The sequence below is a fragment of the Roseateles sp. genome (assembly GCF_036404855.1).
Taxonomy (GTDB): Bacteria; Pseudomonadota; Gammaproteobacteria; order Burkholderiales; family Burkholderiaceae_C; genus Pelomonas.
Map to the genome: position 1 here is coordinate 1 of NZ_DASWYS010000316.1, position 22011 is coordinate 22011.

At 68.6% G+C, this 22011-nt stretch carries 23 protein-coding genes; 10 read left to right on the forward strand and 13 right to left on the reverse strand.

All coding sequences use genetic code 11. The features are described 5' to 3' along the window. The 4 genes from VGF12_RS21260 to VGF12_RS21275 form a co-directional block, all read left to right on the forward strand. On the forward strand, window positions 1-196 hold a 196-nt coding region (locus VGF12_RS21260), incomplete at its 5' end, for a YbfB/YjiJ family MFS transporter (RefSeq protein ID WP_331178048.1). A gap of 297 nt (window positions 197-493) precedes the next feature. Next, a complete protein-coding gene (locus VGF12_RS21265; RefSeq protein WP_331178049.1) occupies window positions 494-2530 on the forward strand; it encodes a S9 family peptidase in 2037 nt (678 codons plus the stop codon). 82 nt (window positions 2531-2612) lie between these two features. Continuing rightward, on the forward strand, window positions 2613-2798 hold the full coding sequence (locus VGF12_RS21270) for a hypothetical protein (protein ID WP_331178050.1): 186 nt from the start codon (window positions 2613-2615) through the stop codon (window positions 2796-2798). Beyond that, on the forward strand, window positions 2795-3139 hold the full coding sequence (locus tag VGF12_RS21275; RefSeq protein ID WP_331178051.1) for a hypothetical protein: 345 nt from the start codon (window positions 2795-2797) through the stop codon (window positions 3137-3139). Before VGF12_RS21270 ends, VGF12_RS21275 begins: the two co-directional genes overlap by 4 nt. On the opposite strand, the gene VGF12_RS21280 is transcribed toward VGF12_RS21275, so the two are convergent. Genes VGF12_RS21280 through ylqF form a run of 3 tightly spaced genes read right to left on the reverse strand, consistent with a single transcriptional unit; the run spans window position 3140 to window position 6731 of the window. Continuing rightward, complete coding sequence (locus tag VGF12_RS21280) at window positions 3140-4345, reverse strand: acetyl-CoA C-acetyltransferase (RefSeq protein ID WP_331178052.1); 1206 nt, start codon at window positions 4343-4345, stop codon at window positions 3140-3142. Continuing rightward, window positions 4342-5733: a wax ester/triacylglycerol synthase domain-containing protein gene (locus VGF12_RS21285; protein WP_331178053.1), complete on the reverse strand. Its 1392-nt coding sequence runs from the start codon at window positions 5731-5733 to the stop codon at window positions 4342-4344. The genes VGF12_RS21280 and VGF12_RS21285 overlap by 4 nt, the downstream gene beginning before the upstream one ends. 44 nt (window positions 5734-5777) lie before the next feature. Then, entirely contained in the window at window positions 5778-6731 is a 954-nt protein-coding gene (gene ylqF, locus VGF12_RS21290) for a ribosome biogenesis GTPase YlqF (RefSeq protein WP_331178054.1), read from the reverse strand. A 107-nt stretch (window positions 6732-6838) separates the two neighbouring features. On the opposite strand from ylqF, the gene VGF12_RS21295 reads away from it, so the two are divergent. Beyond that, the gene (locus VGF12_RS21295; RefSeq protein ID WP_331178055.1) at window positions 6839-7237 is read left to right on the forward strand and encodes a hypothetical protein; all 399 of its coding nucleotides are present in this window, start codon (window positions 6839-6841) and stop codon (window positions 7235-7237) included. A gap of 142 nt (window positions 7238-7379) precedes the next feature. Here VGF12_RS21295 and VGF12_RS21300 read toward each other — a convergent pair whose 3' ends face one another. From VGF12_RS21300 to VGF12_RS21325, 6 genes are all read right to left on the reverse strand, one after another. Then, window positions 7380-7697 carry a TonB family protein gene (locus VGF12_RS21300; RefSeq protein WP_331178056.1) on the reverse strand — a complete coding sequence of 106 codons (318 nt, stop codon included), beginning with the start codon at window positions 7695-7697 and terminating at the stop codon, window positions 7380-7382. A gap of 31 nt (window positions 7698-7728) precedes the next feature. Further along, window positions 7729-9276: a methyl-accepting chemotaxis protein gene (locus VGF12_RS21305; RefSeq protein ID WP_331178057.1), complete on the reverse strand. Its 1548-nt coding sequence runs from the start codon at window positions 9274-9276 to the stop codon at window positions 7729-7731. Between the two features lie 274 nt (window positions 9277-9550). After that, complete coding sequence (locus VGF12_RS21310; protein WP_331178058.1) at window positions 9551-10843, reverse strand: cytochrome c; 1293 nt, start codon at window positions 10841-10843, stop codon at window positions 9551-9553. Next, window positions 10840-11553 (reverse strand): c-type cytochrome, encoded by a 714-nt coding sequence (locus tag VGF12_RS21315; RefSeq protein WP_331178059.1) that lies wholly within the window; start codon window positions 11551-11553, stop codon window positions 10840-10842. The genes VGF12_RS21310 and VGF12_RS21315 overlap by 4 nt, the downstream gene beginning before the upstream one ends. Before the next feature lie 35 nt (window positions 11554-11588). After that, window positions 11589-13001 (reverse strand): PLP-dependent aminotransferase family protein, encoded by a 1413-nt coding sequence (locus VGF12_RS21320; protein WP_331178060.1) that lies wholly within the window; start codon window positions 12999-13001, stop codon window positions 11589-11591. Further along, the gene (locus tag VGF12_RS21325) at window positions 12998-13672 is read right to left on the reverse strand and encodes a YggS family pyridoxal phosphate-dependent enzyme (protein ID WP_331178061.1); all 675 of its coding nucleotides are present in this window, start codon (window positions 13670-13672) and stop codon (window positions 12998-13000) included. The genes VGF12_RS21320 and VGF12_RS21325 overlap by 4 nt, the downstream gene beginning before the upstream one ends. 27 nt (window positions 13673-13699) lie before the next feature. On the opposite strand from VGF12_RS21325, the gene VGF12_RS21330 reads away from it, so the two are divergent. The 3 genes from VGF12_RS21330 to VGF12_RS21340 are packed head-to-tail and all read left to right on the forward strand — an operon-like array spanning window position 13700 to window position 16791. Further along, window positions 13700-14743: a type IV pilus twitching motility protein PilT gene (locus tag VGF12_RS21330; protein ID WP_310329499.1), complete on the forward strand. Its 1044-nt coding sequence runs from the start codon at window positions 13700-13702 to the stop codon at window positions 14741-14743. A gap of 18 nt (window positions 14744-14761) precedes the next feature. Further along, window positions 14762-15898 (forward strand): PilT/PilU family type 4a pilus ATPase, encoded by a 1137-nt coding sequence (locus VGF12_RS21335; protein WP_331178062.1) that lies wholly within the window; start codon window positions 14762-14764, stop codon window positions 15896-15898. A 2-nt stretch (window positions 15899-15900) separates the two neighbouring features. Continuing rightward, window positions 15901-16791 (forward strand): NAD(P)-dependent oxidoreductase, encoded by an 891-nt coding sequence (locus VGF12_RS21340; protein WP_331178063.1) that lies wholly within the window; start codon window positions 15901-15903, stop codon window positions 16789-16791. Between the two features lie 149 nt (window positions 16792-16940). Here the strand turns inward: VGF12_RS21340 and VGF12_RS21345 are convergent, their stop codons facing one another. From VGF12_RS21345 to VGF12_RS21355, 3 genes are read right to left on the reverse strand one after another with little or no spacing between them, the layout of a single operon-like run. Next, window positions 16941-17552 (reverse strand): BON domain-containing protein, encoded by a 612-nt coding sequence (locus VGF12_RS21345; protein ID WP_331178064.1) that lies wholly within the window; start codon window positions 17550-17552, stop codon window positions 16941-16943. 19 nt (window positions 17553-17571) lie between these two features. Further along, complete coding sequence (locus VGF12_RS21350) at window positions 17572-18150, reverse strand: SIS domain-containing protein (RefSeq protein ID WP_331178065.1); 579 nt, start codon at window positions 18148-18150, stop codon at window positions 17572-17574. A gap of 18 nt (window positions 18151-18168) precedes the next feature. Next, window positions 18169-18318 carry a hypothetical protein gene (locus VGF12_RS21355; protein WP_331178066.1) on the reverse strand — a complete coding sequence of 50 codons (150 nt, stop codon included), beginning with the start codon at window positions 18316-18318 and terminating at the stop codon, window positions 18169-18171. 175 nt (window positions 18319-18493) lie between these two features. On the opposite strand from VGF12_RS21355, the gene rsmI reads away from it, so the two are divergent. Next, window positions 18494-19414 (forward strand): 16S rRNA (cytidine(1402)-2'-O)-methyltransferase, encoded by a 921-nt coding sequence (gene rsmI / locus VGF12_RS21360; protein WP_331178067.1) that lies wholly within the window; start codon window positions 18494-18496, stop codon window positions 19412-19414. Here rsmI and VGF12_RS21365 read toward each other — a convergent pair. Beyond that, a complete protein-coding gene (locus VGF12_RS21365; RefSeq protein ID WP_331178068.1) occupies window positions 19392-20576 on the reverse strand; it encodes a PQQ-dependent sugar dehydrogenase in 1185 nt (394 codons plus the stop codon). The genes rsmI and VGF12_RS21365 overlap by 23 nt on opposite strands. 138 nt (window positions 20577-20714) lie before the next feature. On the opposite strand from VGF12_RS21365, the gene tldD reads away from it, so the two are divergent. Beyond that, window positions 20715-22011 (forward strand): metalloprotease TldD (gene tldD, locus VGF12_RS21370; RefSeq protein ID WP_331178069.1); only part of this gene is annotated, 1297 nt, incomplete at its 3' end.

Consider the following 22011-nt stretch of genomic DNA (forward strand, 5'->3'; position numbering starts at 1 on the left):
GCGCTCGCCCGCCAACCCCGGTAAAGCGATGGCACGGCTCACGCTGAGCTATGGCGTCGCGCAGATCAGCGCGCCTGCGCTCACCGGCCGTATGGTGGAGGCCAGCGGCAGCTTCGACGCAGCGCTGTGGCTGACGGCCGCAGTGCTGGCGGCTGGCATGGTGGCGCTGGTCGCCGTGTTGCGAGAGTCGCGCTGAGCCAGCTCCTCTGCCGCCGCGTGTGGCAGCGTCGGCCCGACGGGTGTCAATGGAGGCCGCGTCGGCGCATTCGCTTCCCTTGTGCAGCACGCGGCGGCATTCCAGCTTGGAGACCACCTGCTCCTTGTGGGCTCAGATCACGTCTTGGTCCGGCGCCACGGCGAGCTGCTCATTGCCGCAGGGGGCGGTGGCACGCTCGACCAACGCTGCGGCCCGGCGGAGAGACAGGTCCCGGTGGGACGATCAGCCCTGAGGCGCCGCAAGATACTGCGAGTCCGAACACCTGCCACCATCGAAATGAGACGACTGCTGTTTCTCTTCACCGCCCTTGTTCTGACGCAGGCCGCGGCGCACGCGCAGTCCGTCGCCCGGCCCTTCGACGCCGAGGCCGCGAACAGCCTGCAACGCCTTGTCGAACCCGAGATTTCGCCCGACGGGCGTTGGGTGGTCTATGCCCTGCGGGTGGCTGACCTGGCCAAGGACAAGTACCAGACCGACCTGTGGCTGGCGCCGACGACCGCGGGCGGCACGCCGCGGCGGCTGACCTTCAGTGGCGACATCGGCGGCAAGCCGCGTTGGATCGGCCCGGAGGGGGCGGCCATTGTTTTCCTCGCTGCGCGCGGCAGCGACGATGACAAGAAGAAGGGTGCGCAGCTGTGGCGCCTGGCGCTCGCCGGCGGTGAAGCCGAGCCGCTGACCGACCTCAGGGGTGGCGTCGAGGACTATGCCGTCTCGCCTGATGGCGGCCGGGCGGTCCTCGTCGTTCAGGAGGAGGCGCCGGACCCCGAGAAGCTCGCGGGCTGGCGGCGCAAGACGCCGCTGCCCATCGTCATAGACGGCTTCCGTTTCAAGCAGGACCGCGAGGGGTATCTCGATGGTCGGCGCAAGCACCTGCAGCTGCTGGACCTGACCAGCCGAAGGCTCGAGGCGCTGACGCAGGGCGAGTTCGACGAAGTCGCGCCCGCCTGGAGTCCGGACGGGCGCCAACTCGCCTTCCTCAGCAGGCGATCGCCGGAGCGCGACCGCACCGAGGCGACCGGCCTCTTTGTCATGCCCGTCGAGGCAGGTGCGGCAGCGCAGGCCCTGGCGACGCTGACGACGGACAACGATGCCCGCCCTGCGTGGAGTCCCGACGGCCGCTTCATTGCGCTGCCGATCGGGGACGAGACGAAGTGGGGCGCCTACCAGCAATGGCGTCCCGGCCTCTTCGACGCCGGCAGCGGCGCGGTGCGTATGCTGGGCGGGGAGCTGGATCGCGGCTGGCAGCCGCAGTTGACATGGGCCGCGGACGGCACAGCCCTGATCGGTGTCGTCGACGATGACCGCCAGAGCCGGCTCACCCGCGTCACGGTGGTGGACGGCCAGATCCAGCGGCTCAGCGGCCCGGGTTCGGCGAGTCACGCCAGCGTGGCGAGAGACGGCCGCGTCGCCTTTCTGGCGAGCGCCTGGCAGCAGCCCGCCGAACTGCAGGTACTGGACGCTGCCGGCCCACGGCCGGTGACGGCTCATCACGAAGGATGGCGCCGCGGCGTGGCCTTGTCACGCCTGCGAGAGTTCGCGACGAAAAGCGCCGACGGCACCGAGGTGCGCGGGCTGCTGGCGCTGCCGCCCGATGCCGGGGTGCCGCTGCCGACCGTGCTGCTCATTCACGGTGGTCCGAACAGCCAGGACGCGCTGGAACTCTCCACCCGCAGCGCGCTGCGCGAGCGCCTGGTGGCGGCCGGCTACGCGGTGCTGCTGGTCAATTACCGTGGCAGCAGCGGTCGCGGCAAGGCGTTCCAGCGCGCGATTTTTGCGGACTGGGGCCGGTTGGAGGTGCAGGACCTGCACGCTGCCGTCGATTGGGCGGTGAAGCAGGGCGTTGCCGACCCGTCGCGCCTGGGTGTGGGCGGATGGAGTTACGGCGGCATCCTGACCAATGCGCTGATCGCCGCCGACACGCGCTTCAAGGCGGCCGTCAGCGGCGCCGGCAGCGCCAACCAGCTCAGCATGTTCGGCACCGACCAGTACGCAGTGCAGTATGAGCGCGAGATGGGACCGCCCTGGGCGCAGCGCGAGCGCTGGCTCAAGGTGTCCGCTCCCTTCTTCAGGGCCGACCGCATCCGGACGCCGACGCTCTTCCTCGGCGGAGAGAAAGACTTCAACGTGCCGATCTCGGGCAGCGAGCAGATGTACCTCGCCTTGAAGATGCTGGGTGTGCCGACCCAGCTCGTCATCTACCCGGGGCAGTTTCATGGCCTGTCACTGCCCAGCTACCAGCGCGATTGGGAAGCACGCTTCATCACGTGGATGGACCGCCACCTGAAGCCGCGGACACAGTTCGCCACGAAGTAACTCTGTGTGAGTCCGTCATCCGGACGGCGTGGCGAAGGGTTAGAGGCGGGCGGCCGCGCTTTCTGCGGCCTGGAGTTGCCCCATGAAACGACTGGCCCTGGCCCTCACGCTGATCACTTCCGCGGCCCTGCTGTCGGGCTGCATCGTCGTGCCGCCCCGCCACGGTGGCTACTACCATGACCGCCACTACCAGGGGGACGGTCGCTACCAAGGCGACGGTCGTTATCAGGGCGGGCCGTACTACGGCCAGCAAGGGCCGCGGCGATGAAGCGCGCCGGCCTGACCCTCGCACTGGCATTGGCGGCCCTGCTGTCGGCATGCGTGGTGGTCCCTGCCCACCGCGCGGGCTATTACGGCGGCGGCTATGGCGACGGGTCCGAGGTCATCGTGGATGCACCACCGCCGGCGCCCTACGCCGAGGTCGTGCCTGTCATGCCCTACCCGGGCGCAGTTTGGATCGGTGGTTACTGGGGCTGGCGCGGCGGGCGTCACCAATGGGTGCCGGGCTACTACGAGCGCCCGCGCCCCGGCTATCGCTATGAGCCCAACCGCTGGGAGAACCGCGGCGGGCGCTGGCATCTGCGCATCGGTGGTTGGTTCCGCTTGTGATCAGACGCGCTCGATGACGGTAGCGATGCCCATGCCGCCGCCCACGCACAGGGTCACGGCGCCGGTCTGAAGGTCGCGCCGCTCCAGCTCGTCGAGCAGGGTGCCCAGCAGCATCGCGCCGGTCGCCCCCAGCGGATGGCCCATCGCGATGGCGCCACCGTTCACGTTGACGCGGTCCGGGTCCAGGCCGAGGTCGCGCGCCGTTTTCATGGGCACGGCGGCGAAGGCTTCGTTGATCTCCCAGAGGTCGATGTCGCTCGGTTCCATGCCAGCCTGCTTGAGTGCCTTCAGGCAGGCCGGAGTCGTGCCCGTCAGCATGAGGGTGGGCTCGCTGCCTGTCACCGCCGCGGCGCGGATGCGGGCGCGGGGCCTGAGCCCGGCTGCTTCGCCACCAGCCTTTGAACCCACCAGTACCAGCGCCGCGCCGTCGACGATGCCCGATGAGTTGCCGGCGTGGTGGCGGTGCGCGATCGTCTGTACCTGCGGATACTTGCGCAAGGCCAGGGCGTCGAACTTGGTACCCAGCTTGACGAAACTCGGGTGCAGCGCGGCCAGGGTGTCGGGCGTTGTCTGCGGGCGTATGGTCTCGTCCTCGGCCAGCAGCAGCGTGCCCGCGCCGTCGTGCACCGGCACGACGGCGCGGCGGAAGTGGCCGGCCGCGCGTGCCGCGGCGGCGCGCCGGTGCGATTGGGCGGCATAGGCATCCAGCGCCTCGCGTGAAAAATCCTCCAGCGTCGCGATCAGGTCGGCGCTGATGCCCTGGGGCACGAAGCCGATGGCATCGACGACGCGTGCATCCAGCATCCAGGCGCCGCCATCGCTGCCCATGGGCACACGGCTCATGCTCTCCACGCCGCCGGCGACGACCAGCCGCTCGAAGCCACTCGCCACCTTGGCCGCGGCGAGGTTGACGCTCTCCAGCCCCGAGGCGCAGAAGCGCGACTGCGTGACGCCTGCAACCGACTGGTCCCAGCCGGCATCGAGTACGGCGATGCGGGCGATGTCGCCGCCCTGCTCGGCGATGGGCGTCACGCAGCCGAGCACGACATCGTCGACGAGGTGCGTGTCCAGCCGGTTGCGTTCGCGCAAGGCCTGCAGCAGCGTGCGCACCAGCCAGATGGGCGTGGCGGCGTGCAGCGCCCCCTCGGGCTTGCCCTTGCCGCGCGGCGTACGGCAGTGATCGTAGAGATAGGCGTTGAAGCTCATGCGATGCCCACCGCCTCCTCGAGCGTCGTGATCTCTTCTTCGACGTAGGCGGCCAGTCGACCGAGGTTGGGCAGGGCGTCAGTGGCGATGAGGCCAATGTAGAGCGTGCCCGCGTAGCTGAACAGCGTGATGTTGAGGAGGTGGGTGGCCGGCAGCGTCGAGACCGGGTGCATCTCCAGCAGTGGTGCGCCCTTCAGGTAGAGGCGCTCGGCCGGCCCGGGTACGTTGGACACCAGCGTGTTGCCCATGGGCGTGACGACGTCCGCCAGCTTGAGCATGCCGGCGATCTGGCCCAGCAGGCCCGTCAGGATGGTGTAGGTCTCGACCGCCTCGGGCGTGACGGCGTCGATCATGGTCCGCACGTTGCGCAGCGAATAGCCGACGTTGCGCAACCGCACATAGGCGTCGTCGGTGGGCGGCGACAGGTCGACCAGGATGATGCCGATTTTGTTGCCGCCACCCTTCTCGCCTTCGCGCCGCAGGTTGACGGGCATCTGGATGGTGATCGGCCGGTCCAGTGCTATGCCTTCGTCGGCCAGGTAGCGGTGCATGGCGCCGTCCAGACATGTCAGCGCGACGTGGTTGAGGGTGGCGCGCGACAGCTTGCGGATGGCGTCAATGCGGGTCATGGGCACGGCCGCTGTCGCGAACTGGCGGCCGGGCGTGGCGTTGCCGGTGAAGGGCGTGTCGCCGCTGGCCATGAAGGGCAGGGCGATGGCATTCTTGGTCAGCTTGATCGCCTCCAGCGCCAACATGGCCGTGAGCCGGCCGACGCCGATGGCGCGCTTGCTGTTGGCGGTCAACTGCTTCCAGACCGTGCCGGCGACGGCTTGGTCCAATCGCTTCTTGCGTCCGTGGCCGCCGTGGTGCACGTGGTCAAACGTCCAGACGGGTGTGACCGTCAGGTCGTCCGGCGTCCTTCGCAGTGACTCCACGCCCCAGCGCGTCATGGTGATGCCGTCGGCTACCGCGTGGTGCATCTTGTAGTAGATGGCGAACTGACGGTTCCAGAGGCCGGCGATGACGTGCACCTCCCACAGCGGCCGGCTGCGGTCCATCACCGGCTCGTGCAACTCCGACGCCAGCGCATAGAGGGCCTCGCGGTCATTGGCGCCGCGTTCGAGTTTGTGGAAGAAGACATGCTGCGCCAGGTCCACGCTCTCGGCCGTGCCCCAGTGCGGCATCAGCGTCGGCGACACGAAGTGAATGACCTGGTCGAAGGGTGGCTGAACGTCCGTGTGGGTCAGGAAATCCGCGTAGAGCTGGCGGGCGAAGCCCGCCTTGCCTCCTTTTGGAATCTGATGGATGTGCAGCCCCGCCACATGTTTGGGGCTGGCCTCGCTTTCCGCGATGAAGAAGGCGAGATCGAGCAGGGACAGGCGGGTCATGGCACCCAGCATAGGCGGGCCCCGGGACGGTCACACCAGGGGAATCACGCGTCCCCGCTGCCGGCCTTGCGCCTGCCGCTGCGGCGTTCCTTGTCTGCCAGCCGGTCGGCTTCAGCCTGCGCTGCCTTGCGTGCCTCTTCGGCGGCGGCGGCGTGGCGCCAGGCCGACATCTCCTCGGGCGTTTCCAGCGTGATGCGGCCGAGCAGCCCTTGTCGATAGTCGATCAGCAGCGCTTCGGCGGCCTTGTGCATCTGCACCGCGCCGCCGCGCACCTTGGCGCCGCGCTTGACGCCGATGGCCTCCAACACGGCCTCGTCCGCGCCCAGTTCCGCCAGGCCGAAGCGCTCCTGCAGCCGTTCGGGATAGCGGCGCTTGAGCACGGCGATCAGCTCCAGGGCCACTTCCTCCTCGTCGAAGGCGTTGCGGCCGATCGCGCCGCTGGCCGCGAGGTGGTATCCGCTCTGCTCGATGGCGATGCGCGGCCACAGCATGCCGGGCGTGTCGAACAGGTAGAAGCCGTTCTCCAGGACGATCTTCTGCTCGGTCTTCGTGATGCCGGGCTCGTCGCCGGTCTTGGCGGCGCGCTTGCCCACCAGCGTGTTGATCAGCGTGCTCTTCCCCACGTTGGGAATGCCGCAGATCAGCACGCGCAGCGGCTTGTGCAGGTCGCCACGCAGCGGCGCCAGTTCACGGCAGGCCTTGATCAACGCGCGGGCTGGCGATTTGTCACTGGCGTCCAGCGCGATGGCACGGGTGTGGGGCTGGGCGTTGTAGAAGGCCAGCCAGTCGGCCGTGACGGCGGGGTCCGCCAGGTCCTGCTTGTTCAGCACCTTCAACGACGGACGGCCGGTGGTCAGCGCGGCCAGCAGCGGGTTGCTGCTGGAGCCGGGCAGGCGCGCGTCCAGCAGCTCGATGACCACGTCCAGTCCCGCCTTGACGCGATCCTTGATCGCTTGGCGGGTGGAGTTCATATGGCCGGGGAACCAGTTGATGGGCATGCGCTGACGAGTTTGGGGGCTTGCAAAAAGCGCATTGTCGGGCTTACATCCGGTTGCGGCGGCCCACACCATGTTCCCCAAGAATTCGGGGAGTCGTTGAGGTGAATATGAGATTTGAAGGAGTGCTGAGCGCATGGAGCCCGGAAGTCGGTCACGGCGCCATTCGGCCGTCCGGCGGCGGGGAAGAGGTCTTTGTCGGCTTGGCGGCCTTCCCCACGGACGGAGAAGGCGCCCGACTGGACGAGCGGCTCAGTTTCGAAATTGTGACCGGGCGTGACGGCCGCAAGCAGGCCGTCAATTTGCGCCGTCTGTCGCGGCCCCAGCTCAGTCCGGCCCTGCGCGAAGCGGCCAGCGGCGGCCGTGTTCGCGCTCGTCAGGCACAAAGGAAACGGCGCCTGGGCCTGGTGGCCGGAGGCGCCGTCGTGACGGTAATGCTGGTGCTGGGCGGCATGCGCTGGTGGCATCCGGCGCCGAACCAGGACGTGCCGCCGGCGTTGCGCCGCTAGGCCTGGGTCCCACGGCATGCCAGCCGGCGATGCCGGCTGTGCTCCCCGTCGAGAAACGCCGCGGCGGCGTTGCCATGCGGCGTCATGCCGCACGGCCTTCAAGAGGTGTCGGACAAGGGCAGGGCTTGTCCTCCGTCCAGTCTCAGTCCTCGTTCTTGAAGACGAGCTTGACTTCGTGGGTGCCCTTCTCGCCCGGCTCGAACTTCCACTCCATCAGCGCCGACTTGACGGCACGGTCGAAGACCCGCTTGGGCTCGGCCTCGAGGATTTCGACGTCGCTGACTTTGCCGTCGGCTTCGATGATGAGCTTGGCCTTGACCGATCCCGTGGAGATGCCCTTCTTCGAAGCTTCGGCCGGGAAGTCGGGCGGAACCTTCTTGACGATCTTGGGCGTGGCCTGGGCGGCCAGGGCCAGCATCAGGCTGGCGGCGAGGACGGTGACGGAACGCAGAATGGACATGGCAAGCCTCGGCAAGTGAAGGGTTGTGGGTTCAGGCGGCGCGGAAGAAACCGACCGCTTCGATCAGGCGGGTGGAGCTGTCGCGCAGCGCGTCGGCCGAGCGGCTGAGCTCGCCAACCAGGCTGGTGTTCTGCTGCGTGGCCTTGTCCAGCTCGCTCATCGCGCCGTTGACGACGGTGACGCCGGTGGCCTGCTCCTGGGCCGAGTGCGAGATCTCCTCGATCAGCTGGCCCATGTTGTTCACCTCGTCGACGACGCTGCGGATGGTGACGCCGGCGTTGTTGACCAGGGTGGTGCCGTTTTCGACCTTGACGGTCGACTCCTGGATCAGCACCTTGATCTCCTTGGCGGCACCCGCCGAGCGCTGGGCCAGCGCGCGGACCTCCGAGGCGACGACCGCGAAGCCGCGGCCATGCTCGCCGGCGCGGGCGGCCTCGACGGCAGCGTTCAGCGCCAGGATGTTGGTCTGGAAGGCGATACCGTCGATCACACCGATGATGTCGCCGATCTTCTTGGAGCTGGCGCTGATCTCTTCCATGGTCTCGACGACCTTGGAGACCACGGCGCCGCCGTTGCTGGCCGACTGGCGGGCCGTCACGGCGATGCCGGCGGCGCGGCGCGTCAGTTCGCTGGCGCCCTTGAGCGTGGAGGCGATCTGCTCGACGGACGCGGCCGTGTTCTGCAGGCTGGCGGCGGAGCGCGTCGTGCGGTCGGCCAGATTGGTGTTGCTGTCGGCGATGGAGCCGGAGTTCTGAGCCACTTCGCTGGCGGCGGTGGACACGTCGCGAACCACGCCGGACAGCGCGGTCTGCATGTCCTTCATGGCCTGCAACATCTGGCTCAGCTCGTCGCGGCCATCGACCTGGATGTCCTGGGTCAGGTCACCGGCGCGGATGGCTTCGGCGGCGGCCTGGGCCTGGCGGGCCGGCCCGACGATGGAGCGCGAGATCACGAGGAAGCCGCCAAAGCCCAGCGCCACGGCGACGAGGACCAGAATGGCAGTCACCACGACCGAGGTGCGTGCCACCTCGCCGCCCTTAGTGGCGAGTTCCTTGCCGCTGTCGAACTGCATGTCGACGAGCTTCTTCAGGTCGTCTTGCAGCGCGGTCTGGGCGGGGCGCAGGTCAGTGATCAGGCTTTCGCGGGCCTCGTCAGGGCTGCCATCGGCCTGGATCTTCTGGAACTTCTCCAGCGCGGCCAGGAACTTGGTCTTGCGCTCCCGAACTTCGCTCACGACGGCCTTCTCCTGGTCGCCGGCGACGGCGGCCTCCAGGCCCGTGAGCTGCTTCTCAGCTTCCTCGGTTGCGGCAGCGATGGCGGCCTTCTGCTTCTTGATGGCACCGGCGGTGTCCAGCAGCAACAGGTCCCGCACGGCGCGCGAGATGATGTTGACCTGATTCTCGAGCCCGTTGGCCGCACCGATCTTCACAAGGCTGGAGTTCGCGGTGCGGTCCAGGTCCTTTGCCAGGTCGTTGGCGTTCTTGGCGCCGTAGAAGCCGATGGCGACCAGCAGCACGATCAGTAGGCTGAAGCTCACGAAAAGGCGCTGGCCGATGCGCAGTTGGGTCAGGAAGTTCATGCGATTCAGGTCCTTGTCCGGTGATCTCGGGTATAGGCGGCGATCTGCCGCTCTTGAATCCGACGACGACTGTAGGCCTCGCGGCCTTGTTTTTACGGCCCTACCCAGGGGCCGGCGCGCAGTGTGTCGCGACCTGTGACCATTTGCTTCATGACTGCGGGAAGCTTGCGTGAAGTCGTTCACGTCGCTCCCCGCGCCCCGGGGCTTGTCAGCACCCGTCGGGAGCCGTTTCGAGTCGCCCGCGGGGGGGCGAAAGGCCTCGATCCAGGCCGGCTCAGCGCCGAGCCGCGGCGGCGCGCAGCCTGAGCACCTCGACGGCATCGACGTCGCCGCCCGCGTGGCCGAAGGCGCCGCGCAGATAACTGGTCAGGGCGGCCAGCTCTTCGGCGTCGAGCAGCCCGGCAAAGGGGGGCATGCCGTAAGGGCGAGGATGGCCGGGCGTGGCCGGCGCGAAGCCGCCACGCTCAATCACGCGAATCAAATTGGCCGCGCTGGCCTGGGTCACGAGGCGGCTGCCGGCCAGTGCCGGGTAGGCCAGCGCGCCGCTGTCGTCGCGTCGGCCCTCACCCTGGGCGCCATGGCAGGCCGCGCAATGCTCGCGGTAGAGGCCGGCGCCGCGCTCGCGGCGGCGCGCATCGGGCCGGGCCGGCTCGGGCCGGGCGACCGACTGCTGAGGTAGGTCGCGAAGATAGCGGCTCATGGCGGCGAGGTCGGCGTCGTTCATCGCGGCAGTGCTGCCGAGGACGACCTCAGCCATCGGACCTTGGGCGGTGTGGCCGTCGGCATGGCCGTCCCGCAGCCAGCGCTGCAGCGTGGCGTCGGACCAGCGCTGCACACCGGCCTCCGCCGGGTCGTAAAGGGAGGGCGCCACCCAGCCCAGGCCGGCCAGCAGGCCGCCGCGGAAGTCTGCCGGGCCGTCGTCGCCGCCCAGCACGTTCCGACCGGAATGACAGGCGCTGCAATGGGCCAGACCCTGGGTCAGGTAGGCGCCCCGGTTCCACACGGCGTCTTGGGCAGGCTCGGGCTGGTAGATGCCGGGCCGGAAGTGCAGCGCCCGCCAGGCTGCCACGGCGACCTGCGCGCCCAGCGCACTGTTCATGGGCCAGCGCAGTTCGTGAGCGCGGCGGGGAGCAGCCACTGCAGGCTGGGCTTGCAGCCAGGCATGCAGGGCGTCTGCGTCCTCTCGCGTGATGCGCGTCGTGTTCGTGATCGGGTGGGCCGGCAACAGCAGCCGGCCGTCGCGGCTGACGCCCAGGTGGATGGCGCGCCAGAAGTCGTCGGCGTTCCAGCCGGCGAGGCCGGTGGCGTCGGACGTGAGATTGGTGGAGAAGGCGGTGCCAAAGGGCGTGGGGATGGGCCGGCCGCCGGCCAGCCGCGAGCCGCCGCGCGCCGTGTGGCAGCCGGCGCAGTTGCCGATGGCCGCGAGGTAGCCGCCGCGCTCCAAACTGACCGGTGTTGTGGAGGCGGGGGCGGCGTCACCCACGCTGCGCTGCCACGCCAGCAGCGCGAAGGCGGCACCCACCAACAGGGCGGCCAGCACGATGAAGACCGTCAGGAGGCGCTTCATGGGGTCAGCCCCCCGCAGCGTACCGGTGCCGGCGCCGCCAGTGCGGGAGCGGGGTGCGGGTCAGTCGGCACCGGCTGACCGGCGAGGAACTGCGTCATCGCGTTGATCTCTTCCGCCGACAGCGCCTTGGCGATGCCGGCCATGCAGTCGGGGGCTTGCGCATGACGCTGGCCGCTGCGCCAGGCGCCGAGCTGGCCGTTGAGGTAGTCGCGCGACAGACCCAGCAGGCCGGGCACGGCGGGCTGGGTACCGGTCAGACGTTCTCCGTGGCAGGCGGTGCAGGCGGGCAGGTGGCGGGCTGCGTCGCCGTGGCGGATCAACTGCTCGGCGCGCGCGAGTTCCGGTGCGGGCAGCGTGGGCCGCTGCGGTGGTGGGTAGGGCAGGTCCAGCGACGCGAAATGGCCGGCCAGCTCCTTCAGGTAGGAATCGGACAGCGGTGCGATCAGCTCGCTCATCAGGCCGTAGTCGCGCCGCCCGTCGCGGAAATTGAGCAACTGGTTGTAGAGATAGCCAGCCGGCTTGCCGGCCAGGCGTGGGTAGTAGCCGTCCGGTGCGGCGCGGCCCTCCTTGCCGTGGCAGCCGGTGCAGGCCAGCGCCCGCTGCGCCAGGGTGTCCGGCACAACACGCTGCGCTTCGGGCACGGGCTGGGCCGCGGCGGGAAGGCACAGCAGTGCGGCGAGCAGGCAGGCGAGGCGGAGCATGAGTGTCATCTTGCCTGGATGGATGGCGCCACGTAAGGAGCAGATCAAGCGGATTGCGACCGTATCAGTTCGCCCAGCCGCGCGATGGCGCGGGCCAGCGTGGGCGTCCAGGGCTGGCCGCCGTTCAGGCGCAGGCAGGCCCGGAAGTCGCCACCGACTGAGAACAGGGGGCCGGGCGCCAGGCTGATGCCCTCGGCCAGCGCGGCGCGGTGCAGGGCCAGGCTGTCATGCCCCGCGGGCAACTCCACCCAGACGAAGTAGCCGCCCAGCGGCCGGGTGACTCGCGTGCCGGCGGGGAAATGATGCAGCACCGCCGCCCGCAGCGCCCGTTGCTGCTCGGCGAGCGCCCGGCGTAGCGCGCGCAGGTGGCGGTCGTAGTCGCCGCCGGCGAGGTAGTGCGCGACGGCGGCCTGGGCCGGCCAGGAGCCCGACAGGCTCTGGCTGAGCTTGGCGCGCAACAGTGCCGGTGCGTAGCGCCCGGCCGCGACCCAGCCGACGCGATAGCCCGGCGCCAGCGTCTTCGCGAACGAGCCGGCATGCAGTACCTCGCCACGCGTCGAATAAGCCTTGGCCGGCAGCGGCGGGCCGCCCTCGTGGGGCAGTTCGGCGTAGACGTCGTCCTCGATCAGCGGGATGCCATGGTGCTCCAGCAGCGCTACCAGGGCGCGCTTCTTCTCCGGCTGCATCAGGCTGCCGGTCGGGTTGGAGAAGCTGGTCATCAACCAACATGCCCTGGGCGCGTGGCGCGCTATGGCAGCGGCCATGGCGTCCAGGCAGGCACCTTCGGCCGGGTCGGCAGGCACCTCGACGGCGCGCAGGCCCAACCGCTCCAGCGCCTGGAGCGCCGCGTAGAAGCCGGGTGACTCGATCAGCACCGCGTCGCCGGGCCGGGTCAGCAACTGCAGCGACAAGTTCAAGCCCTCAAGCGCACCGTCGGTCAGCACGATCTCATCAGGCGGAATGCTCAGGCCAAGGCGCAGATATCGCAGCGAAATCTGCCGTCGCAGGCTCGCGTGGCCACCCGGCAACTGCTGGGTCAGCTCTGTCGGACTGATGTGACGGTTGCCCGCGGTCAACGCCCGGCGCAGCGCGTCGAGCGGAAACAGCGAGGGGCTGGGGAAGGCTGAGCCCAGGGGCGCGAGGATTTCATGACGGCCGGTCCCCAGCAACTGGAACACCATCTCGCTGACGGCCACCGGCTGCGGCGCGCGTTCGCGGGGTGCGGGTGGTGGCGGCGCGGCAGGCGCGACGAAATAGCCGGACCGCTCCGCGGCGCGCACCAAGCCGCGCGACTCCAGCAGGTGATAGGCATGGAACACCGTGGCGGCGCTGCAGCCGCGACTGGCCCGCGTCTGGCGCACGGAGGGCAGCCTGTCGCCGGGGCGCAGCGCACCGCTGCGGATCAGGCCGGCGATGTCATCGGCCAGTTGACGGTAGCGCGGCGCGGCTTCCTTCACCGCGTGCCGAATACCGCCGTGCCGACGCGCACCATGGTGGAACCTGCCGCGATGGCGGCCTCCAGGTCGGCGCTCATGCCCAGGGACAGGGTGTCCACGGCCAGCCCCTCGGCCTTCAGCGCGTCGAACAGGTCGGCCATCGCGCGATGCTGGGCGGCGGCTTCGGGGCCGGGCTCGGGGATGGCCATCAACCCACGCAACCTCAGCCTGGGCAGGGTGGCCACCTGGCGGGCCAAGGGCACCGCTTCGGCCGGGAGCAGGCCGCTCTTGCTGGCCTCGCCGCTGATGTTGATCTGCAGGCAGACATTCAACGGCGGCAGTCCGGTCGGTCGTTGCTCGGACAGACGTTGGGCGGTCTTGAGCCGGTCCACGCTGTGCACCCAGTCGAACTGTTCGGCCACGGGTCGGGTCTTGTTGGACTGCAGCGGGCCGATCAGATGCCATTCGAGCTGGCTGCGCAAATCGATCAGCGCCTCGATCTTGGCCAGACCCTCCTGCACGTAGTTCTCGCCGAAGGCCTGGGCACCCGCAGCGAAGGCCTCACGCACGGCGGAGGCCGGGAAAGTCTTGCTTACGGCCAGCAGGCGGACCGCATCGGGCGCACGGCCGGCTGAGACACATGCCGCAGCAATGCGGTTTTTGGTGGCTTGCAGGGAGTCGGAGATCGCCATAATGAAACGAGGACTCCACTGCACACCATGGACATCACTCAGCTGCTGGCATTCTCGGTCAAGAACAAGGCGTCGGACCTGCACCTTTCGGCCGGCCTGCCGCCGATGATCCGGGTGCACGGTGACGTGCGCCGCATCAATGTCGAGGCCTTGGACCACCGCGCGGTCCACGACATGGTCTACGACATCATGAACGACTCCCAGCGCAAGGTGTACGAGGAGACGCTGGAGGTCGACTTTTCCTTCGAGATCCAGGGCCTGGCGCGCTTCCGCGTCAACGCCTTCAACCAGAATCGCGGTGCGGGCGCCGTGTTCCGGACCATTCCGAGCAAGATCCTGTCGCTGGAGCAACTGGCTGCGCCCAAGGTCTTTGCCGATCTGGCGCTGAAGCCGCGTGGCATGGTGCTCGTCACCGGCCCCACGGGTTCGGGCAAGAGCACCACGCTCGCAGCCATGATCAACCACCTGAACGAGAACGAGTACGGCCACATCCTCACCATCGAGGACCCGATCGAGTTCGTGCACGAGTCCAAGAAGAGTCTGATCAACCAGCGGGAAGTCGGCCCGCACACGCACAGCTTCAGCAACGCGCTGCGCTCGGCACTTCGCGAAGACCCGGACTGCGTGCTCGTCGGCGAAATGCGTGACCTGGAGACCATTCGCCTTGCGCTGACCGCCGCCGAGACGGGCCATCTGGTGTTCGGCACGCTCCACACCTCGTCCGCAGCCAAGACCGTGGACCGCATCGTCGACGTCTTCCCCGCAGCCGAGAAGGAGATGGTGCGTGCAATGGTGTCGGAGTCCCTCGTCGCGGTCATTTCGCAGAGCCTGTGCAAGCTCAAGGACGGCACCGGCCGCGTCGCGGCCCACGAGATCATGCTGGGCACCTCGGCCATTCGCAACCTAATCCGCGAGAACAAGGTGGCTCAGATGTACTCGTCCATCCAGACCGGCAACTCACAAGGCATGCAGACGCTGGACCAGAACCTGACCGACCTCGTCCGCCGAAACATCATTTCGCCGGCCGAGGCGAGGGCCAAGGCGAAGTTCCCGGAAAACTTCCCCGGCTGATCGCGAAGGACATCGACCATGGAACGCGATCAGGCCTCGAAATTCATCAACGACCTGCTGCGGCTGATGCTGTCGCGCAAGGGCTCCGACCTCTTCCTGACCGCCGAGTTCCCGCCGGCCATCAAGGTGGACGGCAAGCTCACCAAAGTGTCGCCTCAGCCGCTGTCGGGCCAGCACACGTTGCAATTGGCGCGTTCCATCATGAACGACAAGCAGGCCGCGGAGTTCGAGCGCACCAAGGAGTGCAACTTCGCGATCTCGCCGCACGGCATCGGGCGCTTCCGCGTCAACGCCTTCCTTCAGCAGGGCCAGGTGGGCCTGGTGCTGCGGACCATCCCGTCCACGCTGCCCACCATCGCCTCGCTGGACCTGCCCGTGGTCCTGCGCGAGGTGGTGCAGCACAAGCGCGGCCTGGTCATCGTCGTCGGCGCCACGGGTTCGGGCAAGAGCACGTCGCTGGCCGCGATGATCGACGAGCGCAACGAGACAACCTACGGCCACATCGTCACCATCGAAGACCCGATCGAATTCGTGCATCCGCACAAGAACTGCATCGTCACGCAGCGTGAGCTGGGTCTGGACACAGACAGCTGGGAGGCCGCGCTGAAGAACTCGCTGCGCCAGGCACCCGACGTCATCCTGATGGGGGAGCTGCGCGACCGCGAGACCATGGAGCATGCGGTGGCTTTCGCCGAGACCGGCCACCTGTGCATGGCCACGTTGCACGCCAACAGCGCCAACCAGGCGCTGGACCGCATCATCAACTTTTTCCCCGAAGACCGCCGCCAGCAACTGCTAATGGACTTGTCGCTGAATCTGCGCGCCCTGGTCAGCCAGCGGCTGCTGCCACGCCGCGAGGGCAAGGGACGCGTCGCGGCGGTGGAGATCCTGCTGAACTCGCCGCTGATTTCCGACCTGATCTTCAAGGGCGAGATCAGCGAGATCAAGGAACTGATGAAGCGCTCGCGCGAGCAGGGCATGCAGACCTTTGACCAGGCGCTGTTCGATCTCTACGAGGCCGGCAAGGTCACCTACGAGGACGCGTTGCGCAACGCCGACTCGGTCAACGACCTGCGCCTGCAGATCAAGCTCAACAGCGAGCGCGCCCGTTCCGGTGATCTATCGTCCGGTACCGAACACCTGACCATCCTCTGAACATGAGCACTCGCAGCTACGACCCCGTTTCTGCCCGCCGCGTCGCCTTCCTGGGCCTGGGCGTCATGGGCCATCCCATGGCCGGCCACCTTGCGCGCGCCGGCCATCAGGTCACGGTCTACAACCGTACCGTGGCCAAGGCCGAGGCCTGGGTGAAGGAGTATGGCGGTGCCTTCGCACCGACGCCGGCCGGGGCTGTCCAGGGCGCGGAGCTGGTGTTCTGCTGCGTGGGCAACGACGACGACCTTCGCTCGGTCGTGCTGGGCGAAGCCGGCGCGCTGGCCGGACTGACCTCGGGCGCTGTCTTCGTGGACCACACCACCGCCTCGGCGGCCGTGGCCCGCGAACTGCACGCCGAAGCCGCCCGGCGCGGCGTGGCTTTCATCGACGCCCCGGTCTCCGGCGGCCAGGCTGGCGCCGTCAACGGCGCGCTGACGGTCATGTGCGGCGGCGACGTGGCTGCCTTTGAGATCGCCAGACCCATCGCGCTGGCATTCGCCAAGGCGGTGACGCTGCTGGGCGGGCCGGGCTCCGGCCAACTGGCCAAGATGGTCAACCAGATCTGCATCGCCGGTGTCGTGCAGGGGCTGTCCGAGGCGGTTCGATTCGGACAGAACGCCGGCCTGGACATGATCCAGGTGCTGGAGGTCATCGGCAAGGGGGCAGCACAGAGCTGGCAGTTGGACAATCGCGGCAAGACCATGGTCGAGGACAAGTTCGACTTCGGTTTCGCGGTCGACTGGATGCGCAAGGACCTCGGCCTCGTGCTCGACGAGGCGCGTCGCAATGGCTCGCGGCTGCCTTTGACGGCCCTGGTGGATCAGTTCTACGCCGACGTACAGGCGCTGGGCGGGAACCGCTGGGACACTTCCAGCCTCATCAAGCGACTCTGAGCGTTGGAGTCGGGCGCGCTGCTCGGCGCGCCCCTGCGGGCCGGGCCCCGGCTCTGCTGGAGGGCGCGCCGGGCCTTCCGAACGGCAGTGGCTCAAGCCGCAATGCAGTCCGCAAGGCCCGACAGGCCCTCTCCGGCCGGCACGAGGGATTACTGCTTCTTTGGCGTGATGCGGGCGAGCTCTTCCTCGCTAATGATCTCGAACGCCCGAACCACCTTTTTGACGCCACCGACCTGGCGCGCGATCTCGGTCGCGCGATCGGCTTCGCGCTCGGTCACGCGGCCCATCAGGAAGGCCTCGCCGCGTTCGACAACGACGTAGAAGGCATTGCTCAGCAAGTCGCGTGCGTCGATGAGCTGGGCCTTGATCTTGCCCTGAATGACCACGTCGTTGGAGCGGGTGCTCAGCGAACTGTGCATCGTCACAGCCGCCTCGTTCATGACCTTCGTGACGTTCTCGACGCTGCCGACGATTCGCTCGACTTCGGCGCGGTCCGACTCGTTGCGGGCCTCGCCGGTGATCAGCGCGACGCGGTTGTAGCTGTTGACGTTGATGTGGACGCGGTCACCCAGCTGCTCGCGGATGCGCGCGCCGGCCTTGAGCTCGATGGTCTGGTCTTCAAGCTGCGTGGCCGAGGTGCGGCGGTCGGTGGCGACCTGCACCGTGCCGACCATCGCGCCACCGATCAGCAGCGGCGCGCAGCCCGTGGCAAGCGTGCTGGCGAGGACGGCGGCGGTCAGAGTGAGGGTGAGCTTCTTCATCGGGATCCCATCAGGAAGGTTATTCGTCGCTGCCGAGCAGTTGCAGATCGACGGCATCGGCCAGCGCATGCAGCAGCACACGCTGGGCTTCGACAACGCGCGGCTCGCGGCCGTGGCTGACACGAATCTGGATGTCGGTGTCCTGCAGCAGGCCCCGCCATTCGTCCATCGCGCCGGGCGGCTGGGCGGTCAGCGCGATGATGCTCATCTCCTGGGCGTGGGCCACCGCTAGGGCCGGCTGCCAGGCGTCGCGCTGCTCGCGCAGCGGCTCGATCATGACGAGCACGTCGCCCGGATGGCCGTGGGCCTGGAGCAGGCGGGCCAGATCCAGCCCGGCGGCGTCGCGGGCCTGGGCCGCGAGACTCCATGCAGCCAGGCCGGGGCGCTCCTGCTCGAAGCGGCCCGCCAAGCGGGCCGCCAGGTAGTCGGCCTCCATGCTTGCGAGGCCCTGGGCGGCGCAGAGGATGCGGTTGCCGCCGGTGATGGCGTCCACCACCATCTGCGCGGCCATTGCCAGGGGACGCGCCAGTTGCTCGGCGGCTTGGTACAGCAGGTCGGCGCTTTCGAAGAACTGCTGCTGGATGCGTTGTTCAATCATGCGGCACGAATGATAGGGTCAACCCGCATCGAAAGCGTTCTGGGGCCCATCGAGGTTGTTGCCGTCGATGGCGACGACGTCGAATGGGCAGGTTGGCGGTCCGGTGGGGCGCGGCGGTGCGCGCTGGGCATCGCCGTGCAACGTGAGCGCGCCGGCACGCGGCTTCATGAGCACGGGGAGGCCATCGCAGCGAGGAGGATCAGGGCCGCCTCGCCGTCGCGGGGCCCGGGACCGGCGGCGACTCGATAATTCCGCTCCAGAAGGCGCAGCCCGCGCCTGGCAGGCGGGCTGCGCCGCAGCTTCGCCCGCCGCCCGCCTCGGCACGCTTGATCGAAAGCCTCCGTTGAACATTGACGCCTCCCTGCTTCGCCAGGCAGCCCTGGCCGCGGCCGGCGGCCAGCAATATCCGGCCGCCACGCTCTATCTCGTCGCGACGCCGATCGGCAATCTGGCGGACCTGAGCCTGCGTGCCATCCATCTGCTCGGTTTTGCCGATGCCCTGGCCTGCGAGGACACGCGCCAGGGCGGCTCGCTGCTGCGCCACCTCGGCCTGCACAAGCCACTGATTGCGCTGCACCAACACAACGAGCGTGAGGCCAGCGCCCAGGTGCTGGCGCGGCTGGCGGCGGGCGAGCGCGTGGCCTATGCGTCGGATGCCGGCACGCCGGCCATCTCCGATCCCGGTGCCGTGCTCGTGCGGGAGGTGGTGGCGGCCGGGTACCGCGTGCTGCCGCTGCCGGGGCCCAGCAGCGCGGTGACCGCGCTCAGCGTGGCCGGCGACACCGCGGCGACGGGCTTCGCGTTTGCCGGTTTCCTGCCGACCAAGGCCGGCGAGCGCCGCACGGCGCTTCAGAAGCTGCTGGCCGTCGAGGGGCAGAGCCAGCTCGTCTTCGAGGCGCCGCACCGCATCGTCGAGCTGGTGACGCTGCTGGCCGAACTGGCGCCCGCGCGCCGCGTGACGGTCTGCCGCGAGCTGACCAAGCAGTTCGAGACCGTCCACACTGCCGAAGCCGCGACGCTGCCGGCCTGGTTGGCCGAGGACGCGCTGCGCCAGCGCGGCGAATTCGTCCTTGTGCTGCATGCCCACGTGCCCGCGGCTGCGGCGGACGATGAACTGCCCGCCGAGGCTTTGCGCGTGCTGGCGCTGCTGGCGGCAGATCTGCCACTGAAGCAGGCGGTGGCGCTGGCCGCGCAGATCAGCGGTGCGCCGCGCAACCGGCTGTACGACGCTGGCTTGAAGCTCAAGCGCGGCGACGACGAATGAGCAGGCCGCTGGCGGCCAGCCCCAGAAGCAGTAGCGCGGCCGAGGGGGGCTCGGGCACCGCTGCAGCCAGCAGATAGATGTTCCCGTCGATGCCCACGGCGTAGAGGGCACCGTCGCCGCCTTCACCGAAGCTGGTGAGCGTGAAGCCGCTGAAGGGCGTGGACAACGGCGTCGCCGTGCCACCGCTCAGGCTCCAGATACCGCCGGTGACGAAGTCGCCGAAGACGTACGTGCCTTCCAAGCCCGCATCGGCTCCACCTCGGTAGACGTAGCCACCGATGACGGTGCCGCCCATGGCGCGGCCGTAGTCGAACACGGGCTCGGTGAGATTGGGCGGCACCGGGTCGCTGATGCCCGGTGTGGCGACCGTGCCTTCGCGCACGCGCCAGCCGAAGTTGGCGCCGCGTCCCAGACCCGAGGCGGCAGAGGCGAAGTCCACCTCTTCGCGCGTGCCCTGGCCCACGTCGCCTATCCACAGGTCGCCCGTCAGGCGGTCGAAGCTGGTGCGGTAAGGGTTGCGCAGGCCATAGGCCCAGATCTCGTCGTTGCCAGCCACGCCTACAAAGGGGTTGTCGGCCGGTACCGTGTAGCCACCGGCGGCGTCCGGTGTGATGCGCAGCAGCTTGCCGAGGTTGGTGTTCAGGTTCTGTGCATTGTTGTCGGGGTCGTTGGCGCTGCCGCCATCGCCGGTGGCAATGTAGAGCTGTCCTGGGTCGGCCGCGCTGAAGCCAATCCAGCCGGCTTTGTGGTTGTTGCGCCCGGCCGGCTGGGCCACTGTGATGACGGTCCTGGCGCTTGCCGGGTCGACCGCGCCCGAGGCGTTGACGGTGTACCTGGCGACGACGGTGTTCAGGGTGGTCTTGTCGATGTAGTCGACGTAGAAGTGGCCGTTGCTCGCGAACCCGGGATCGAAGGCCAGGCCCAGCAGGCCGCGTTCGCCGCCGGTGTCGACCTGGGCCGAGATGTCGAACCAGGTCGAAACGGTGCCGCCCAGCTGCGTCTTGATGAGCCCCCCCTTTTCGACGATGAACAGGCGCGAGTCGCCGACCGGGGCGGTCAGGAAGACGGGCTGGCTGTAGCCCGATCCGACCTGGGTGTAACCATGGGCGGGGCCGACGGCGGCGGTCAGGGCCAGCGTGGCAGGCAGGAGGAAAGACTTCATGCGGCGCTCCAGACTTCGTGAAAGCGGGACACGGCACATGCTGTGCGGCGCCCTGCCGTGCCGGCCATCCCTAGCAAGGCTGTGCCAGGAATTGATTTGTTAGCGGACGTGTCCTGGAAGGCTTCCTAGAATCACAGCATGATCGCCGTCGAACCCACCCTGGCCCGCCTGGCCACCGCCCGCTCGCAATTGCTGGAGCCCTTCGGCCTGACCGAGGCCTCGCTGAGTCAGGCACTGCGCCTGATCACCGAGCACCGGATCGATGACGCCGACCTCTACTTCCAGACCACGCGAGCCGAGGGATGGAGCCTGGAGGAGGGCATCGTCAAGAGCGGCTCGTTCAGCATCGACCAGGGCGTAGGCGTGCGCGCCGTGGCCGGCGAGAAGACGGCCTTCGCCTACTCCGACGACATCTCGCTGGATTCGCTGCTGGATGCGGCGCGCACCGTGCGCACCATTGCCGCAGCGGGCCAGAGCAAGAAGGTCAAGGTGCCCAGCCAGGGCCGCGTCGCCGGCAGCCGCGAGTTGTACGGCGTGGCCGACCCCATCGCCAGCCTGGATAGTGCGGCCAAGGTCGCGTTGCTGGAGCGGGCCGAGAAGATGGCCCGCGCCAAGGATCCGCGCGTCGCGCAGGTCATGGCAGGCCTCGCCGCAGAGCACGAGGTCGTGCTGATCGCGCGTGCCGATGGCACCTTGGCGGCCGACGTACGGCCGCTGGTGCGCCTGTCCATCACCGTCATTGCCGAGAGCAACGGGCGCCGCGAGGTGGGTTCGGGCGGTGGCGGCGGGCGCTTCGGTCTGGCCTATTTCACGGACGAGATGATCGCCAGCTACGTGGATCAGGCCGTGCACGCCGCGTTGACCAATCTCGACAGCCGCCCCGCACCGGCCGGCGAGATGACCGTGGTGCTGGGCCCCGGCTGGCCCGGCGTGCTGCTGCACGAGGCCGTGGGCCACGGGCTGGAGGGGGACTTCAACCGCAAGGGCTCCAGTGCCTTCTCCGGCCGCATCGGCCAGCGCGTGGCTGCCAAGGGCGTGACGGTGCTGGACGATGGCACCATCCCCGACCGCCGCGGCTCGCTGAACGTGGACGACGAAGGTGCGGCGAGCCAGCGCAACGTGCTCATCGAGGACGGCATCCTGAAGGGATATATCCAGGATGCGATGAACGCGCGCCTGATGAAGACCGCCCCCACCGGCAATGGCCGCCGCGAGAGCTATGCCCACGTGCCCATGCCGCGAATGACCAACACTTACATGCTCGGCGGCAAGGACGATCCTCGGGAGATCGTCGCGTCCATCAAGAAAGGCCTGTACGCCACCAACTTCGGCGGTGGCCAAGTCGACATCACGAGCGGCAAGTTCGTGTTCTCGGCCAGTGAGGCCTACTGGGTCGAGAACGGCAAGATCCAGTACCCGGTCAAGGGCGCGACCA